The sequence below is a fragment of the Pseudodesulfovibrio sp. lm2024 genome, assembly GCF_051175575.1.
Lineage (GTDB): Bacteria > Desulfobacterota > Desulfovibrionia > Desulfovibrionales > Desulfovibrionaceae > Pseudodesulfovibrio > Pseudodesulfovibrio caledoniensis.
The window spans coordinates 3,365,536-3,382,312 of the sequence record NZ_CP195092.1 but is presented as its reverse complement, the minus strand read 5'-3'; the positions used below and the strand labels follow the sequence as shown (position 1 = coordinate 3,382,312).

General features: G+C 64.2%; 14 protein-coding genes. 2 read left to right on the top strand and 12 right to left on the bottom strand.

Annotated elements, in window-relative coordinates:
• Positions 1-23 precede the first annotated feature (23 nt).
• From ACR42D_RS15775 to ACR42D_RS15765, 3 genes are all read right to left on the bottom strand, one after another.
• Positions 24-1,022 (bottom strand): TRAP transporter substrate-binding protein, encoded by a 999-nt coding sequence (locus ACR42D_RS15775; protein ID WP_484567748.1) that lies wholly within the window; start codon positions 1,020-1,022, stop codon positions 24-26.
• Positions 1,023-1,198: 176 nt separating this feature from the next.
• Positions 1,199-2,206, bottom strand: a complete 1,008-nt coding sequence (locus ACR42D_RS15770) for a TRAP transporter substrate-binding protein (protein ID WP_484567747.1) — start codon at positions 2,204-2,206, stop codon at positions 1,199-1,201.
• 42 nt (positions 2,207-2,248) lie between these two features.
• Positions 2,249-2,842 (bottom strand): TetR/AcrR family transcriptional regulator, encoded by a 594-nt coding sequence (locus ACR42D_RS15765; RefSeq protein ID WP_484567746.1) that lies wholly within the window; start codon positions 2,840-2,842, stop codon positions 2,249-2,251.
• A 367-nt stretch (positions 2,843-3,209) separates the two neighbouring features.
• Between ACR42D_RS15765 and ACR42D_RS15760 the strand changes: the two genes are divergently transcribed.
• Complete coding sequence (locus ACR42D_RS15760) at positions 3,210-3,680, top strand: helix-turn-helix domain-containing protein (RefSeq protein WP_484567745.1); 471 nt, start codon at positions 3,210-3,212, stop codon at positions 3,678-3,680.
• The gene (locus ACR42D_RS15755; protein ID WP_484567744.1) at positions 3,578-4,351 is read left to right on the top strand and encodes an integrase core domain-containing protein; all 774 of its coding nucleotides are present in this window, start codon (positions 3,578-3,580) and stop codon (positions 4,349-4,351) included. Before ACR42D_RS15760 ends, ACR42D_RS15755 begins: the two co-directional genes overlap by 103 nt.
• Before the next feature lie 110 nt (positions 4,352-4,461).
• Here ACR42D_RS15755 and ACR42D_RS15750 read toward each other — a convergent pair whose 3' ends face one another.
• From ACR42D_RS15750 to divK (ACR42D_RS15710), 9 genes are all read right to left on the bottom strand, one after another.
• Positions 4,462-6,147 (bottom strand): FAD-dependent oxidoreductase, encoded by a 1,686-nt coding sequence (locus ACR42D_RS15750; protein ID WP_484567743.1) that lies wholly within the window; start codon positions 6,145-6,147, stop codon positions 4,462-4,464.
• Positions 6,148-6,220: 73 nt separating this feature from the next.
• Positions 6,221-8,563, bottom strand: a complete 2,343-nt coding sequence (locus ACR42D_RS15745; protein ID WP_484567742.1) for a diguanylate cyclase — start codon at positions 8,561-8,563, stop codon at positions 6,221-6,223.
• A gap of 187 nt (positions 8,564-8,750) precedes the next feature.
• Positions 8,751-10,136, bottom strand: coding sequence for a multiheme c-type cytochrome (locus ACR42D_RS15740; RefSeq protein ID WP_484567741.1), 1,386 nt, complete (start codon positions 10,134-10,136; stop codon positions 8,751-8,753).
• A gap of 11 nt (positions 10,137-10,147) precedes the next feature.
• Positions 10,148-10,720 (bottom strand): NapC/NirT family cytochrome c, encoded by a 573-nt coding sequence (locus tag ACR42D_RS15735; RefSeq protein WP_484567740.1) that lies wholly within the window; start codon positions 10,718-10,720, stop codon positions 10,148-10,150.
• 218 nt (positions 10,721-10,938) lie between these two features.
• Entirely contained in the window at positions 10,939-13,203 is a 2,265-nt protein-coding gene (locus ACR42D_RS15730; protein ID WP_484567739.1) for a PAS domain-containing protein, read from the bottom strand.
• 37 nt (positions 13,204-13,240) lie between these two features.
• Positions 13,241-13,684, bottom strand: coding sequence for an RrF2 family transcriptional regulator (locus ACR42D_RS15725; RefSeq protein ID WP_484567738.1), 444 nt, complete (start codon positions 13,682-13,684; stop codon positions 13,241-13,243).
• 133 nt (positions 13,685-13,817) lie between these two features.
• On the bottom strand, positions 13,818-15,728 hold the full coding sequence (locus ACR42D_RS15720) for a response regulator (protein WP_484567737.1): 1,911 nt from the start codon (positions 15,726-15,728) through the stop codon (positions 13,818-13,820).
• An 88-nt stretch (positions 15,729-15,816) separates the two neighbouring features.
• The gene (gene divK / locus ACR42D_RS15715) at positions 15,817-16,173 is read right to left on the bottom strand and encodes a DVU0259 family response regulator domain-containing protein (protein ID WP_484567736.1); all 357 of its coding nucleotides are present in this window, start codon (positions 16,171-16,173) and stop codon (positions 15,817-15,819) included.
• Between the two features lie 142 nt (positions 16,174-16,315).
• Complete coding sequence (divK, locus tag ACR42D_RS15710; protein WP_484567735.1) at positions 16,316-16,669, bottom strand: DVU0259 family response regulator domain-containing protein; 354 nt, start codon at positions 16,667-16,669, stop codon at positions 16,316-16,318.
• Positions 16,670-16,777 lie beyond the last annotated feature (108 nt).

Genomic DNA, 16,777 nt, shown 5'->3' with positions numbered 1-16,777 from the left:
GTCCCGCCCCGTCTTGTAATCGGTTATTTCAGGGTGGACCGGGTGAATTCCAGGATGGCCTCGCCGTCCAGGCCCTTCTCGGCCACCTCGGCCACGTAGCCGTCCAGCACGGGCCGGGCCGCCTCGGCCCAAGCCGTCGACTGCTCGGCGGTCAGCTGGACGATCTCGCCGCCCTTGTCCAGGAAAAACCGCCGTCCGTCCGCGTCGGCTTCGTCCCAGGCCGCGGCGTGCCTGGCCGCCCATTCCTTGTTGATCTCGCGGATGATCTTCTGCGACTCGGGGTCGATGGAGGCCCATTTGTCATTGTTCATGACGATGAAGAACACGGTGGTGTAGGCCACGGAGTAGGAGTCCGTGCCGAACTTGCAGACCTCGCCGAGCTTGAAGGACTTGTTGGACTCGATGGGGTGCATGGAGCCGTCGACCACGCCCTTTTGCAGTAGCTGGTAGTTCTCGGGCATGGGCTTGGCCACCGGGGTGCCGCCGAGCGCGCCGACCAGCTTGGCCGAGTTGCCGGTGGCCCGGATCTTCTCGCCCTTCATGTCCTCAAGGGTCCTGACCGGCTTGCTCACGGTGAACAGCAGTCCCGGACCGTGGCCGTTGAAATACATGGGCTCCACGTCGGCCAGTTCCTCGGGCTTGAAGTGCTCGTAGACCGCGTTGGCCGTGGCCGTGGCCTGGGCCGCGCTGGTGTAGCCCAGCGGCAGGTCCACGGCGGCCATGACCGGGAAGCGGCCGCGCGAGTATGCCAGGCAGGAAAGGCCGATGTCGGAGATGCCCTCGACCACGCCGTCGTAGCACTGGGCGGCCTTGGACAGGGTGCCGCCCGGATAGTATTCGACGACCACCTTGCCGCCCGTGCGTTTTTCCACTTCCTTGCACCACGCCTCGGCCAGTTGGGACTGGTGGTTGGCGGGCGGGAAGAAGTTGGAGTAGGTCAGCTTGACCTCGGCTTGGGCCTGCGCGGTCAACCCGGCGCAGAGCAGTCCGACGGCCAGGACCGTGGTTAAAAGTTTCTTCATTGTCTCCCTCCGGATGGTTGCATGGGGTCCGAGGAGGAGTCCGCAGTCTCCCCCCTTGTATATGGAATGCCCCGAGCCCTGCCCGTGAAACATGGCCTCCGCGGGGCGGCCCCGGTTCCGTACTGCCGCTTGGAACCGGGGCGCATGTCCGCAGAGAAGCCGTTCCGCCTGGCGGCTTACGGGGTCTTTGCCATCTCGGCCTGAATGAATTCGACAACGGCCTTGCCGTCCACACCCTTGCCCTCGCCGTCGGCGTAGCCGTCGAGCACGGGCCGGGCGGCCTGAACCCAGCGGTCGGCCTCGGCCGGATCGAGCTCGATGAAGTCGCCGCCCTTGGAGGCCAGGAACTTCCTGCCCTCGGCGTCCGAGGCGTCCCAGGCCTGGCCGTGCTTGACCGACCATTCCCGGTTGATCTGCAGGATGATCTTCTGGTTTTCAGGCGAAATCTCGTTCCATTTGTCCTTGTTCATGACGATGAAGAAGGTGGTGGTGTAGCCCACGCACTGGGACTGGGTGCAGTGCTTGACCACCTCGCCGAGCTTCCACCCCTTGTTGGATTCCATGGGGTGGACCGAGCCGTCGACCACGCCCTTCTGCAGGGACTGGTAGGAGGCGGGCATGGGCTGGGCCACCGGGGTGCCGCCGAGCGCCTCGATGAGCTTGGCCGAGTTGCCGGTGGAGCGGATTTTGAGACCCTTGAGGTCGGCCAGGGTTTTGACCGGCTTGTCCACGGTGAAGAGCAGGCCCGGGCCGTGGGCGTGGAAGTACATGGGCACCACGTCGTTGAATTCGGCGGGCGAGAACTTGTCGTAGACCGCGTTGGCCACGGCCGTGGCCTGGACGCCGTTCTGGTAGCCCATGGGCAGGTCCACGGCGGCCATGACCGGGAAGCGGCCGCGCGAGTAGGCCAGGGCGCTTTGTCCGATGTCGGAGATGCCCTCGACCACGCCGTCGTAACACTGCTTGGCCGGGCTCAGGGTGCCGCCGGGGTAGAAGTCGATAATGACCGCCTTGCCCGTGCGGGTCTCGACCTCGTTGCACCACTGCTCGGCCAGTTTGGACTGGATGTGCGTGGGCGGGAAGAAGCTGGAATAGGTCAGGCGCACGGACTCGGCGCAGGCCGGGGAGGCCAGGCCGGCGGCGATCAGGGCCAGTGCCGTCAGGGTCAGCAGGATCTTACGCATGGTGCATCTCGCTTGTAATGAAGTGATATGGTCGTAGCGGGATCAGTCCCGCCTGGTTCCGTTCCTCACGGCCAGGTCGATGGCCGCTTGGCGCACTTCGGCAAGGGACAGGGTCTCGGTGCCGAGCGCGCGGTGGATGAGAAAGCCCTCGAACAGGGCGGTGTTCAGGGCCCCGATCTTCTCGGGGGGAAAGTCGCTGGTCACGTGGTCGCGCACCAGGTCGGCGAAGACCCGGTCCGAGAGCCGGTAGTCGGACTGGTTCAGGAGGCGGCGCAGGGACTCGTTGGTGGCCGCGTGGATGGTGAACTCCAGGAAGATGGCCGACCAGTTGCGGTCCGCCACGATGGTCTCCAGGAAATCCCAGATGATGTTCATGGCCTCCGACAGGTCGGCGGCCCGCTGCACCCGGTCGTGCCGGGTGGCCCGGTACTCCTTGAACTTCTGCTCCACGATCTGGAGGAACAGTTCGTCCTTGGAGTTCCAGTGGCGGTAGAAGCTGCCCTTGGCGTAGCCCGCGTGCTCGGTGATCTCGGCCACCGAGGTGGAGGCGAACCCCTTGGTGCCGAACAACGCGATGGCCGAAGCCATGAGCTCCTGCATGGTCTGCCGGGATTTTTCCTGCTGTCTGGTCGCCATACCCTGTCCTCGTTCCCCGGAATCGCAAGATTTTTATTGCGACCATCGGTCGTTTTGCGACTTCCGGTCAAAAAGTGACCGATGGTCACATCGGAGAGTTCAGGGGTAGCAGTGGGGCCTTGTGGAGTCAAGCCCGTTTTACCGAAACAGGAACAACCCCATGCGCGAAGGCAGGCAGGCTTGCGCCATGGCGCACCCCGCGAAGCGGCTCCAAAAAGTTTAGGAAGGATGAGGGGATGGGGGTCCGGGGGAAGGGGAGAAGGAGGTACAGCCCGGGTACATAGGTAACACATTAGCCCGGGAACAGGGGTAACACTTTGGGCATGAGAGCCTGGAGGTGCCCATGCCCTGGAATGAGGTCAGACCTATGGATCAACGATGGCTGTTTGTGATGGAGGCGCAGCTTGGCGCCGAGGCCCTGTCGGCATTGTGCCGCAAGTACGGCATCAGTCGAAAAACAGGATACAAGTGGCTGAAACGATACCATGAACTCGGCAAGTTCGGATTCATGGAGCTGACCAGGAGGCCGCGCGGTTGTCCGCATAGGACGCCTGTTGAAATGCGGGAGGCCGTCGTGGCCCTGCGCAAGGCGTGGCCGGGCATCGGGCCGCGCAAGATCGCCGGTGAGCTGCGCAATCGGGGGCTCCGGCCTCCCTCCCACAGCACCATCGCCCTCATCCTCAAGGACGCGGGGCTGGTCAAGGCGCGCAGGCGGCGCAACGCCCGGTTTCGGCAATGGCCAGACACGCTGACGGAGCCGAGCATCCCAACCACGTCTGGAGCGTCGACTACAAGGGCTGGTTCAGGATGCTTTGCGGAAGCACCTGCTATCCATTAACGATTATGGACAGTTACAGCCGATTTCTCGTGGGGTGCGAGGCCCTGTCCCGGCCCGCCTTCGCGCCCACGCGGGAGGCCTTCGACCGGACTTTCGCCCGATTCGGCCTGCCCGAAATAATCCGCGTGGATAACGGAACGCCGTTCGCGGGGGCGGGAGCGGGCGGCCTGTCCCGGCTGAGTGCTCTTTGGCTGCGGTTGGGGATCGACGTGGAGTTTATCGAGCCGGGCAAGCCGCAACAAAACGGGGCGCACGAGCGGATGCACCGCAGCCTCAAGCGGGAAATCCGCCTGGGCAGAGGGCTGCGGCAACAGCAGCGCCGCTTCCGCGCCTGGCGTCGGCACTACAACCACAACAGGCCCCATGAAGCGTTGGGCATGGCCGTCCCAGCCCAGGTCTACGTCCGATCGGAGAGAAGATATCCAGCTGAAATACCGGACTTTCAATACGCCGCACAGCACACTGTCCGGCGGGTCAAAAACACCGGGGAAATCAAGTGGAGGGGCCGCAGGCGGTACATCAGCCAGGGCCTGGCCGGCAGTCTGATCGGCCTTCTGGAAAACCGCGCCGGCGACTTGAACATCTACGCCGGATCAGTCCTGCTCGGCATCTTGCCCGCCTCCGGTTCCGGGGGCCTGATCAGGCCCCCGGAACCGGTAGACGAACAATAAAAGTGTTACCCATGTACCCGGGCAGAAGTGTTACCCATGTTTCCGGTTGCACAGGAAAGCCCTTTTCAAAGGGTTTCCTTCTCCCCTTCCCCCGGCCGCCGGAGGCGATCCTACTCTTTCCAGTACGGGTGCGAGATGTCTTCGAAGGCGGACATGGCGGCCACGGAGCCTTCGCCGATGGCGGTGACGATCTGTTGCAGGCCGCCGGTCAGGTCGCCGGCCACGTAGACGCGCGGCACGCTGGTGCGCATGTCCGGACCCGCCTCGACGTAGCCGTCGGCGTTGAGCTTCACGTCCATGGATTTGGCCAGTTCGGTGGCGGCCTTCTGGCCGATGGCCATGAACACGCCGTCCAGGGGCAGCTCGGTCTGCGCGTCGTCCTTGACGTTGCGCAGCTTGAGCGAGGTGGCCTTTTTGCCGTCGCCCTCGATGGATTCGACCACGGTGTTCCAGAGCACGGGGATGCCTTCGCGCTCCACGGAATCGGCCAGGGACTGCTGGGCGCGGAACGCGTCGCGGCGGTGGACGATGGTCACGTTCACGCCGAGGTTCTTGAGGTGCAGGGCGTCGGTCAGGGCGGTGTTGCCGCCGCCGATGATGGCCACGGACTTGCCCTTGTACAGGTAGCCGTCGCAGGAGGCGCAGTAGTTGACCCCGCGCCCGAAATAGGTCTCCTCGCCGGGCACGCCGAGCTTGCGGTAGCTCGCGCCCGTGGCCAGGATGACCGCCTTGGCCGGGTACTCGCCCCGGGCCGTGGTCACCACGATGGGCTCGTCCTTGGCCGGGTCGCCCATGGTGATGGACTCCACGCCTTCGCCTTCGTGCACGGGCACGTACTGGCGGGCGTGCTCGCTCATGATGTCCATGAGCTGCTTGCCGGGTACGTTGGTGAAACCGGGGTAGTTTTCGACCACCGGGGTCAGGGCGACTTGGCCGCCGACGATGGACTTCTCCAGGACCACGGCCTTGAGCCCGGCGCGCACGGCGTAGATGCCTGCGGTCAGCCCGGCCGGGCCCGCGCCGATGATGACCAGGTCCACGGCTCCGGGCTCGATGGTCCCGTAGCCGGTAGCGGTCTGCAAGCCTTCCACGCCGGGCAGTTTGCCCTCGTCCAGGAGCTCTTCGGCGGACTTGAGGTAGACCATCTCGACCACGAAGCGCTCCTCGGGCATGAGGCCCAGTCCGTCGTGCGCGCCGTTGTCGAAGATGGTGTGCGGCACGGAGCCGACGTTGTGCTTTTCGGTAAGTTCCCGGTTCTCGTTCATCTCCACGCACTCGGCCTTGACCAGGCCGGGCCGGGCGATGGCGGACTTCACGGCGTGCATGACCTGGCCGGGACAATACGGGCAGGAGGGGGAGACGAAGACCTGGACCAGCCGCTCCTCGTCCAGGGGCTTGAGCAGGGCGAGGGAGGCCTCGGACAGCCCGTTCATGCGCAGGGAGACGAGCATGATGGAGGTGATGAAGGACTTGCCCTCCTCGCCCAGCGGCGCGCCCAGGAACCGGATGTGGTAGTCGTCCGGGTTGAGGCACAGGGTGGGCGAGGCGGTCACGCCCAGTTCCGTGGCCCGGTCGGACGGGATGTCGAATTTTTCAAAGGTGATCTTGTCGTTGAGCCGGGCCAGGTCCGCGCCGAACTTGGCGGTGTAGTCGGCGAACTCGTCGTTGACGCCGGGCTGGGCAAAGAGTTCAAGGTGCACGGGCTCTTTGAGGGCCTGGAAGGTTTCGGTCAGCTGCTTGCGGACGTCTTCGGGAAGGAACCAGTCTTCTTTCTTGTCTTTCTTGAAAAGGGACATGGGGGGAACCTCGCAGTGGTCGCAGTATTCGTTATCGAAAAGGGTAGGGAGACGGGCGCGGCGCGTCAAGGGGTCAGAGGACGATGACTCGGTTCCTGCCGCTGCGCTTGGCCTGGTACAGGGCGTCGTCGGCCCGCTTGAGCAGCCCCTCGATGGACTCGTCCTCCGGGGCCAGGGCGGTCACTCCGATGCTGATGGTGAAGGTGATGATCTGGTCGTGGGTCCTGACCTCGCACTGCTCCACACGGCGGCGCAGCCTCTCGGCGGTGTTCTCGCCCGCGCCGATGCGGGTCTGGGTCAGGGCGGCCTGGAACTCCTCGCCGCCCACGCGGCCGAAGAGGTCGGTGGTGCGCAGGGTGTTCCGGCACAGGGCGACCAGTTCCTTGAGCACGTCGTCCCCGGCCGGGTGGCCGTAGGTGTCGTTGATGCGCTTGAAGTGGTCGATGTCCAGGGACAGGAGGACCAGGGAGGTGTTGTACCGCTTGCAGCGCTCGAACTCCTCGCCCAGCCGGGACATGAACTGGCGGCGGTTGCTCGCCCCGGTCAGGGGGTCGGTGGAGGCCAGGGTGCGCAGTTCGTCTTCCATCTTGCGCTGCTCGGTGACGTCCATGCTGATGCCGATGAGCCGGATGGGCATGCCCTTGTCGTCCATCTGGACCAGCCCTTCGATGCGGATGTGCCGGACGGCCTTGTCGGCCCGGACGATGCGGAACTCCAGGTAGAGCGGCTCCTTGGTCTCGATGGACCGGGCCAGTTGCTGTTCGGTGGCGGCCAGGTCCTCGGGGTGGATGCAGCTGCGCCAGAAGTCGAACAGTTCCTTGGAAGGCCTGGGCTCGGCCTGGTAGAGGTCGAACATCTTACGGTCCCAGAGCAGGTCGTCGGTGCGCAGGTCCCACTCCCAGATGCCGATGTGGGCGGCGTCCGTGGCCAGGTCGAGGCGCTCGGCTATGGCCTTGAGGTTTTCCTCGCTGCGCTTGAGGTCGGTCATGTCCCGGGCCTCGAACGAGACGTATTCGGTTTCGTCGCCCTGGACCCGGACCGGCTGGTAGGTGATGGACATGTAGCGTTCGCCCGCGTCGGGCAGGTGCAGCCAGGTGGCCTCGGTCAGGGTCTCGCCCTTGAGGGCCCGGTCGATGGCGGGCTTGAACCGCTCCTCGAAGGCGCCGGAGCCGAACAGGATGCTCACGGGCTGGCCCACGATGGACTCCCGCTTGAGGCCGAAAATTCTGGAGTAGGACTCGTTGACGATGACGTAGCGGTAGTGGCCGTCGATCAGCGAGATGAGGTCCGGGTTGGTCTCGATGATCCGCTGGTAGCGCAACAGCTCCATGCGGGCCTGTTCGCGCTCCTGGTCCTTGCTCATCAGCTGGAGGTTGAGCCCGGCCAGTTCGCGGTTGACCTGCTGCAGCCGGTCCGTGCGCCGCCTGACCTTTTCCTCGAGTTCGGCATGGGCCGCGCGGAGTTCCGCCCTGGACCGGCGCCGCTGGACGATGCGCCAGGTGCCGTTCATGATCAGCTCCATGTGGCGGATGTCGTCCTCGGTGTAGTCCTCGGGCTTGTTGCCCACCCCGGCCAGGAAGACCACGCGGTTCTCCTCGAAGACCGGCACACCCAGATGGTTGCGCACCGGGATGTGGCCGTCGGGGTATCCCTTCTTTTTCTTCAGGCTCGGGTAGTCGTTGATGATGACCGGTTTGCCCTGGCGCAGGGGTTCGCCCCAAAGCCCGGTCTCGCAGATCTGATAGACCTCCGGGGCGTCCTTGATGGTGCAGCGTTTCATGACGTTTTCGGACCAGGCGTGCAGGGTCAGTTCGGTCTGGTCCTCGTTGACCTGATATATGTACCCGATCTCGCTGCCGGTCACTTCGGTGATGGCCTCCAGGGCGAAGTCGAGGATTTCCTTCTCGGTGTGCTGGGTCATCTCGGACAGGGCGTAGAGCCGTTCGAAGCGGAGTTCGTCCAGCTCAAGCCGCCGCAGGGCCCGGCGGTGCTCGGTGATGTCCGTGAAGGAGATCAGGTTGGCCGGCTCCCCGCCGTAGTCGATGGCCCGGGCGCTCAGGCTGACCCACATGGAGGGCCCGCCGTCGCGGTGCAGGAGAACCGGGTGGTTGCGGATGTGCCGCTCTTCGCGGATCAGCGCCAGGAGGCGTTTGCGGTCCTCCACGTTGACGTAGAAATTCTCGACGTTGCGCTCGCTGTCGTCGCCGGACAGGCCGAGGAACCGCTTGGCCTCGGCGTTGGACAGGAGGATTCTCCCCTGCTCGGTGACGATGGCCATGCCGCCGGGCGCGTTCTCGAAGACCATGCGGTAGCGGTCCTCGCAGGTCGCCCTGGCGGCCTCGCCAAGGGACTCTTCGAGTTCATCTATGCGCCGTTGCGCCTGTTCAAGCTGCTTGCGCAGGGATGTTTCGCTCATGTCATGTCTCCCGTGCGGGGGGATGTCCGCCAAGGCCGCCGAGGTGTGCGGGGAACCCTATTTCAATTTCTAATATCGCGTTTTTTCTGCGGAAGGTCAATGTTTGGCGGCGCTGGTCCGGACAGGGCGGGGCGGCAAAGAAAAGGGGGGCGCGAACGCCCCCCGTATCGGTTTGCCGAATGACCGCCTACTTCTTGCCGAACAGCTGCTCGGGGCGGGTGGTATCGCCCGTGGCGTTGGGGAAGTCGGGATAGCGGTAGGCCTTGGTATTGGTCTCGATGAGGTGGTTGGCCTCCTCCATGAACTGGTTGAACTGGTGCTTGCACTCGTAGAAGCCGTGCCACCAGGCGTAGTCCGGGGCCATCATGGCCGTGCCCATGCGGGCCCGGCGGCCCTCGTGGTGCCACAGCTCGTAGAAGCGCACCTCAAGGTGCTCGTCGAAGAACTTGGTCTTGTCGAGCAACCCCTTTTCATAGAGTTCGTCCAGGGTCTTCTTGGCCGGCTTGAAGTAGACCTCGTTGTATTCCTCAACCGAGGTGTCGAGCTGGGTGTAGAAGTCGTCGATCCAGGCCTGGCCGTGGCACTGGCTGCAGATGTTCTTCATCTTGTCGCGTTCCACCTTCCAGTCCGTGGCCGCGGGCAGCGGCTTGAACTCGGACGGGCGGATGGTCAGCGGGGCCTGGGTCTCCCAGGAGATGCGTTCGGTCACGTCGTGGGTGGTGGCCACGTCGCCTGAGCCGGACATGTGGCAGGAGGCGCAGGTCGGGGCGCGGTAATCCACGCCGGGGGTCCATGCGCCGGGCGCGGAGTCGAAGTTGTACTCCTGCTTGAACGCCTGGTAGATGTCGCCGTGCTTGGATTCGTTGTAGATCTCGATCTGCGGGTGGTCCGGGCCGAGGTGGCACTGGCCGCAGGTCTCGGGCTTGCGCGCCTCCATGACCGAGAAACGGTGCCGGGTGTGGCAGCTGGTGCAGGAGCCGAGCGAGCCGTCCAGGTTCAGGCGGCCGACGCCCACGTTGGGCCAGGTGTCCTTGTCCAGCTTTCCGTCCTTCATCTTCAGCACGGTGCCGTGGCAGTAGAAGCAGCCGGTCTTGCGCTCGTTGTCGGAATTCATGCCCCCGTTGAGCCAAGGGTCGATCTTCCAGATGATCTCGAGCGTGTTGGCGTGCTTGCTCTTGGAGTACTGCATGGCCTCGTCCGGGTGGCAGCGGGAACAGTCCTTGGGCGTGACTGCCGAGGCCACGGGCACGAAGTACTGCTTTTCGCCCATGGGCAGGTCGCCCATGGAGTAGTACTTCTCATGGGATGTGCTGATATCCCCGTCGCCGGGCTGGGCCTGGTGGCAGTCCAGGCAGGTGATGCCCGCCGCCGCGTGGCGGCTCATGGCCCAGTCGGCGAAGATGCCGGGGGTCTCCTGTTTGTGGCACTCGATGCAGGCCGTGCCCTGGGGCGGGGTCGCCCGGTCCATGCGCAGTTCGCGGACCTTGGGGAAATTCTGCGCTCCGGCCGCGAGCGCGGTCAGGGCGACGACGGCGATGGCGGCGGCAAGGGTGAACGTCACTTTGCGATACATAAACCAACCTCCTAGATACCCAGATTGGGCAGCCCGCTGGCCCGGTAGGGGGCGCTGAACTGCTTGTACTCGTAGAATTGCCTGTCGTTGTGGACCAGATGCCGGTGGCAGTCGGTGCAGCGGTACTCCCGGCCGTTTCCGGCGTAGAGAACCCTGCGGTGGGCCAGCATGGCCCCGCTCTTGCCCGGCATGTGCAGGATGTTCCGGTGGCACTTCATGCACTGGTCGTTCTTCATGGTGGCCCAGATCCGCTCGCGCATGACCGCCCGGTCGTACCGCTCGTCACCCCCGGTGAAGTGGGAGAAGACGTCCTTCATGCCGTGCATGGTCTTGGTGAAGAAGAAGTCGACGGTGTCCTGGGGCGCGGGCAGATGGCAGTCCATGCAGTCGGCCACGAACCCCTGCGCGTTGTTGTGGTGCGTCGAGCTCTCCCAGGCCATGACCGCCGGGCGGATCTCATGGCAGGACCCGCAGAACTCCGGGGTCGAGGTCCTGACCATGGTGTAATAGGTCATGCTGAAGATCGGGAAGGCGATCAGGATGCCGAACAGGACCAACAGAACGGATTTGCTTTTTCGCTGCATACCTCCTCCTGGTTGTTTCCCCCTCCCCTCGGACCATTGCCCCCGGTCCGGACAGGGGAGGGGTTCCACAACCCGTTAGCAGGAAATGCGAAAAAAGGGCAGGGGAGACGCGTTATTTTTTAGCCGCGATCGACGTATCCGTCCGATTCGGAGGTGAAAAGGGACAAAAAAGGGCCGGGAATCGCTTTCCGGCCCGAAAGGCGTCGCGGTGAGGGGGCCTACAGCTCGCACTCGGCCCGGGGGAAGGATATCTCGAAGCAGGCGCCGCCCTCCTCCCAGGAATCGGCTTTGATCTTCCCGCCGTAGTCGGTGACGATGCCGTAGGAGATGGACAGGCCGAGCCCGGTGCCCTTGCCCACGATCTTGGTGGTGAAGAACGGCTCGAACAGCCGCTCGCGGATGGCCGGCGGGATGCCCGCGCCCGTGTCGCAGATGCGGAAGACGACGCGTTCGGGCGTGCTGTAGGACTGCAGCAGGACGCGCTTGTCCGCGCCCGTCTTGTCGTCTTTCCAGCGGTCCTCGATGGCGTCGCGGGCGTTGAGCAGCAGGTTGATGACCACCTGCTCCAGCCGGTTGGAGTCGGCCATGATCAGGGGCAGATTCTCCTCCAGCTCCCAGTCCACCCGGATGTTGTGCACCTGCAACTGCTGGCTGAAGAACTCGAAGCCGCGCTCCAGGACCTCGTTGACCTGTACTGGCATGGTCCGCAGGTCGGACTTGCGCCCGAACTCGCGCATGTGCTCGATGATCTTGGCCGCCCGGTCCACGTGGGTGGAGATGCCCTCGGCCATCTCGCGCATGATCTCCGGCGAGACCTCGGCGCCGTTCTCGGCCCGGCGGGTCAGCAGGTTGGAGATGGCCTGGAGGATGGTCAGGGGCTGGTTCAACTCGTGGGCCACGCCGGTGCTCATCTCGCCCAGGGTGGTCATCTTGCTGGCCTGGATGAGCTGTTGCTCCATCTCGATCTTGCGGGTCACGTCCGTGCAGGTGACGATCAACGTGTCACGGCCCTCGAACCGGGCCGGAGAGATGCTCAGGAAAACGAAGAACGGCCTGCCCGTCTTGTCCACGTGGGTGCACAGCTCGATCTCGGACTGCGAGCGCACGGCCTCCTCCCAGTCCCCGGCCTCGTCCTCGCGGAAGAACTCCATGAAGCTGCGGCCGCGCATCTCGAGCTGGCCCCAGCCGTACATTTCCTGGGAGGACTCGTTGCAGTTGAGGATCTCCAGGGTCTTGCGGTCCAGGACGAAGACCGCATTGGGGATGGAGTCGAAGATGGCGTGGTAGCGGTGCTCGGACGCGGCCAGCTTGGATTCCAGCTCGCGTCGGTGGGTGATGTCGACCATCATCTCCATGGCGGCCACCACCTTGCCGTTTTCGTCGCGCACCGGGGAGGTGTACACGATCCAGTGGATCGGACGGCCGTCCTTGGACATGCCCGACTCCTCGGACATGTGCGCCTTGCCGTCCACGAAGGTCCGGGCGACCGGGCAGACCTCGCACTTTTCCAGGCGGCCCTTGTTCACCTGCCAGCAGTGCTTGCCGCCGGGCGGGCCGAAATGCCCCTCGTAGGCCGAGTTGTGGCGGATGACCCGGTAGTCGGTGTCCACCACCGAGACCAGGCAGGGCACGTTGTCGAACAGGTTGCGGTATTCCTCGCGCTGATCGAGCAGCTCGCGGTGCTTGTCCGAGACGCGGCGGCCCATCATGTTGAAGGCCTGGCCCAGGGTGCCGATCTCGTCCACCTGCTCGATGTCGATGTCCGTGTAGTCGGTCTCGCCGCTGATGCCGCGCGTGGCCGTGATCAGCCGCTTTATGGGCCGGAAGATGAAACGGTAGGTGAAGGCGAACAGGGCCAGGAAGGTGGCCGCGAACACGACCACGGAGATGCCCATGTTGGCCCGCTCGAACATCATGATCATGGAGTTCTTGTCGTCCATGTTCACGGTCACGTCCAACAGGCCGAGGACCTGCTCGTCCCCCGAGTGGACGTGGCAGGGGCCGGGCGAGCACCCCTCGGAGTTGGCGATGGGGGTCATGATGGCCATGAGCTGGCGGCCGCCGGATTCGATCATCCGGGTGCGCTTGGACAGGGGCAGGGCCGGAGGCGGCGGCGCATACTGGTGGCAGGCCCGGCAGGCCGGGGTCTCCTGGCCGATGACCGTGCCGATCTCGGCCGGGATGTTGGAGAAGACGATGCGCCCCTGCTTGTTGTAGACCCGGATGTTCTCGATCTCTTCCTGCTTGGCGATGTTGTTGATGTTCTCTTTGATGTCCTCTTCGTTGTCGAGCATCATCGCGTAGTGCAGGGCGAGCATGATCGTGTCCGAGACCATCTCGATGTCGGACATGACGTTGGAGACCACGTTGTTCTTGAAGTAATAGACGTTGAACCCGGTCCACAGGAAGATGCACAGGATGAGCGTCACCCCGCCCGACAGGATCATCTTCGCGATCAGGCTCTCGCGGAACCGCTTCAGCACCTTGGCACCTTCCTCTCGGGCGGCCGGTCCGTCCGGGCTAGCCGTCGCTCTTGGGCGGGTTCTCGGGACACAGGTACGCGTCCTTCATCAGGTCGGCCAGGGAGTAGGAGTCGAGCATCCTGTACATGGCCAGGGAGGCGTCGTCCCAGATGGAGCGCTTGAGGCAGACGGCTGCGCGCGGGCAGGTGGACGGGTCGCCCTCGCAGCCCAGGACCTGCTCCTCGCCGTCCAGGATGCGGGCCACCTCGCCGATGGAGATGTCCTCGGGCTCGCGCACCAGGACGTTGCCGCCGTTGGGGCCGCGCTTGCCCTTCACGTAGCCCGCCTGCTTGAGCATCTTGATCAGTTTTTCGAGATATTTCAGGGACAGCTTCTCACGCTCGGCCGTGTCCTTGCTCGGGACCGGACTGCCGTTCTCGGAATGGAGGGCGATGTCCAGGAGCAATCGGGTGCCGTATCGGCTGCGTGTGGTCAGTTTCATTGTCTTTGTCCCCGGCTGTGAAAGTGGTGGGCGCGCGGCGCGCGTCCCGAAAGCATAGGGAAAAACACCGCGACAATCAATCGGCGGCCGTTTTTGTACCGGCTTTCCCGGTTCTCGGCCGTTGCCCGGCCCCCTATTGCCCGGCCCTGTCGGGCAGGGTGATGACGAAGGTCGAGCCCTCGTGCGGGGCGGATTCCACCCGGATGGATCCGCCGTGCTGCTCGATGGTCTGGTTGGAGATGAACAGGCCGATGCCGGTGCCGCGCTTGCCCTTGGAGGAGAAGAACAGGGTGAAGATCTTGTCCCGGGTCTCGCGGTCCATGCCCATGCCGTTGTCCGCTATGGTGATGACCAGGCCGGACTGCGTGCGCTCGGCGGACAGGGACAGGCGTCCGTCCTTGCGGCCCTCGCAGGCGTCCACGCCGTTCTCCAGGAAATTGACCAGGGCGGCGGACAGGGCGGCGGTGTCGGCCTGGATGGTCCCCAGGTCCTCCGGGATGTCGCGGACGAACTCGACCTTGCCCGAGGCGGCCCTTGCCGCGCCGATGTCCGCAGTGTCCCTGAGGAACCCGGCCGCGTCCACGGCCTCGGTCTCCAGTTCGCGGGACTTGGCGTAGTAGAGGATGTCCAGGACCATCTTCTTGACCCGGCCGATCATGGACTTGAGCGTCCGGGTGGCCGCGGCCACGCGCTCTTCGTCGCCCTTTTTCAGGCCGGATTCCAGCCGATAGATGCCGCCGTCCAGCGAGGTCAGCATGCCCTTGACGCCGTGGGACATGGACCCGAGCATGATGCCCAGCGAGGTCAGGTGGTCCTGGAGCCTGCGGATCTCGGTGATGTCCGTGGACAGTTCCATGGCCTGGAAGATGCGCCCCGAGGCGTCGTGCAGGGGCGCGGCCTGGACGAGCATGTGCTTCTGCTCGCCGGACAGGGTGGTGACCACGGTCTCCCGCTGGCGCGACTCGCCGTCCAGCAGGGTCTTGTCCACCAGGCACCCTTCGCACGGCTCGCTGCGGTGCTTGTAGGCCTCGAAGCAGAAGTGCCCCTCGACCTCGCCGAAGTCGCGCTTGAACAGCCGGTTGGCCTCGACGATGTTCAGGTCCGCGTCCTGCACGGTGATGTAGCAGGGGGCCTCGTCGAACAGGCGCTGGTACTTGTACTGGGTGGTATACAGTTCGTCCTGGAGGCGCTTGAGCTCGGTCATGTCCACGGAGATGTCCAGGACCAGCTCGATCTCGCCGTCCTTGTTGGGCAGCGGCGCAGTGTACACCGTGACCGGTATCTCCTCGCCGTCTTTGGTCAGAAAATTCTCCTTGCTGCGCTGGCCCTTGCCGGTTTCGAAGGTGCGCTGCACCGGGCAGGCGTTGCCCGGCGAGGTGCGGTCGGAATAGATGTCGAAGCTGTTGTTGCCCACCTGGTTGCCGAGGCGCTCCTCGAACAGGCGGTTGTGGGCCACGATCTCGAGGTAGCGGTTGTGGATGGACACCAGGCAGGGCAGCTCGTTGAACACGCCGTAGCCGGTCTCGACCTCCTGGGCCGCGTCGGACAGGGCCGAGGACAACCCCTGGACCACCTGGCAGGCGGCGTTCTGGCGCTCCAGCTCCACGATGCGGTCGGTCTTTTCCTGGACCAGCTTCTCCAGGTTCTCGGTGTACTCGCGCAGCTGCAGCTTCATGCTGTAGCGTTCGCGGGCGCGTTCCAGCGAGACCTCGAGAACGTCGTTGTTGATCGGTTTGGTGATGAAGTCCGAGGCGTCGAACTTGAGGGATTCGATGGCCAGGTCCATGTCCCCGTGGCCGGTGATCATGACCACTTCGGTGTCCGGGGAGCGCTCCTTGATGGCCTTGAGCAGGTCGATGCCGTCCATGACGGGCATCTTGATGTCGGTGAAGACGATGTTGGGCCTGAAGGCGTCGAAGACCTCCAGGGCCTCCCGGCCGTTGGCGGCGGTTTCCACTTCATAGCCCAGGTCCATCAGCGAGAGGCCGAGGAACCGGCGTACGCCTTCCTCGTCGTCCACGAGCAACAGTCGTTTGAAATCCATCACACCCTCCGGGAGAGTCTCGCCGCCGACCGCCCCGGGCGGCCGCTTCCCTGCGGGGGCTCTCCTCAGTCCAGGATTGCGGACCGGGCTATTCGCCCAGTGCCTCTCGTACGATCTGGATCACATCCGCCGGGTCGAAGGGCTTCTTGATGGTCGCCACGGCCCGCCGAATGGCCAGATGGATTCCCGAAAGCCCGGAGATGACGATCACCGGAATGTCGGAGAACTCCTCTTCACTGGTAAGCCGACGGTAGAACCGAGGCCCCCACTCGTGGGGCATTTCGATGTCCAGCGTGATGAGGTCCGGCTTTTCGGCCATGGCCACCTCATAGGCTGAAATCCCGTCGGAAGCGCGGCAGGTGTCGTATCCGTGGTCTTCGAATACGCTGATGAGGTAATCGACGATATCCGGATCGTCGTCCACCACCATGATTTTCTTTGGCATGAGCTCAACCTGGTTTCAAGTGGCGGGGTTACCCCGCAACGCCTGCAACGTATACTCAACCCGCGCGCGAGTTCAAGTCGGAAAATTCGGCCCGCGAACCGCAACCGATCCGCGGGCCGGTAAAAACCAACCCGTCGGGCTGCTAACCGATGGCGTCCTTGACGATCTTCAGCAGCTGGGCAGGCTCAAAAGGCTTGGTAAGGCTTGCGATCGCCTTGGGAATAGCGTACTTGATCGCGTTGAGTCCGCTGATGACCACCACCGGAGTGCGCTTGAGTGCGTCGTCCTGGCTGATCTTGCGGTAGAACCTCGGGCCCCATTCATTGGGCATTTCCAGGTCCAGGGTGATGAGATCGGGCTTTTCGGCCTTGGCGATCTCCACGGCCTCGGCGCCGTCATTGGCGGTCACGGTTTCATACCCGTTGTCGCCGAGCAGTTCGGACAGATACGAACGGATTTCCTGGTCGTCGTCGACTATGAGAATCTTCTTGGACATAACGTTCCTCCTGGTACTCACGAATCAATGCGTTTGATTCTTGATTTGCCGCAGTCGCTCCCGCCAAGGCCGACTGCGGCATTTATATTCTTCAAGGCGCGCCCGGCA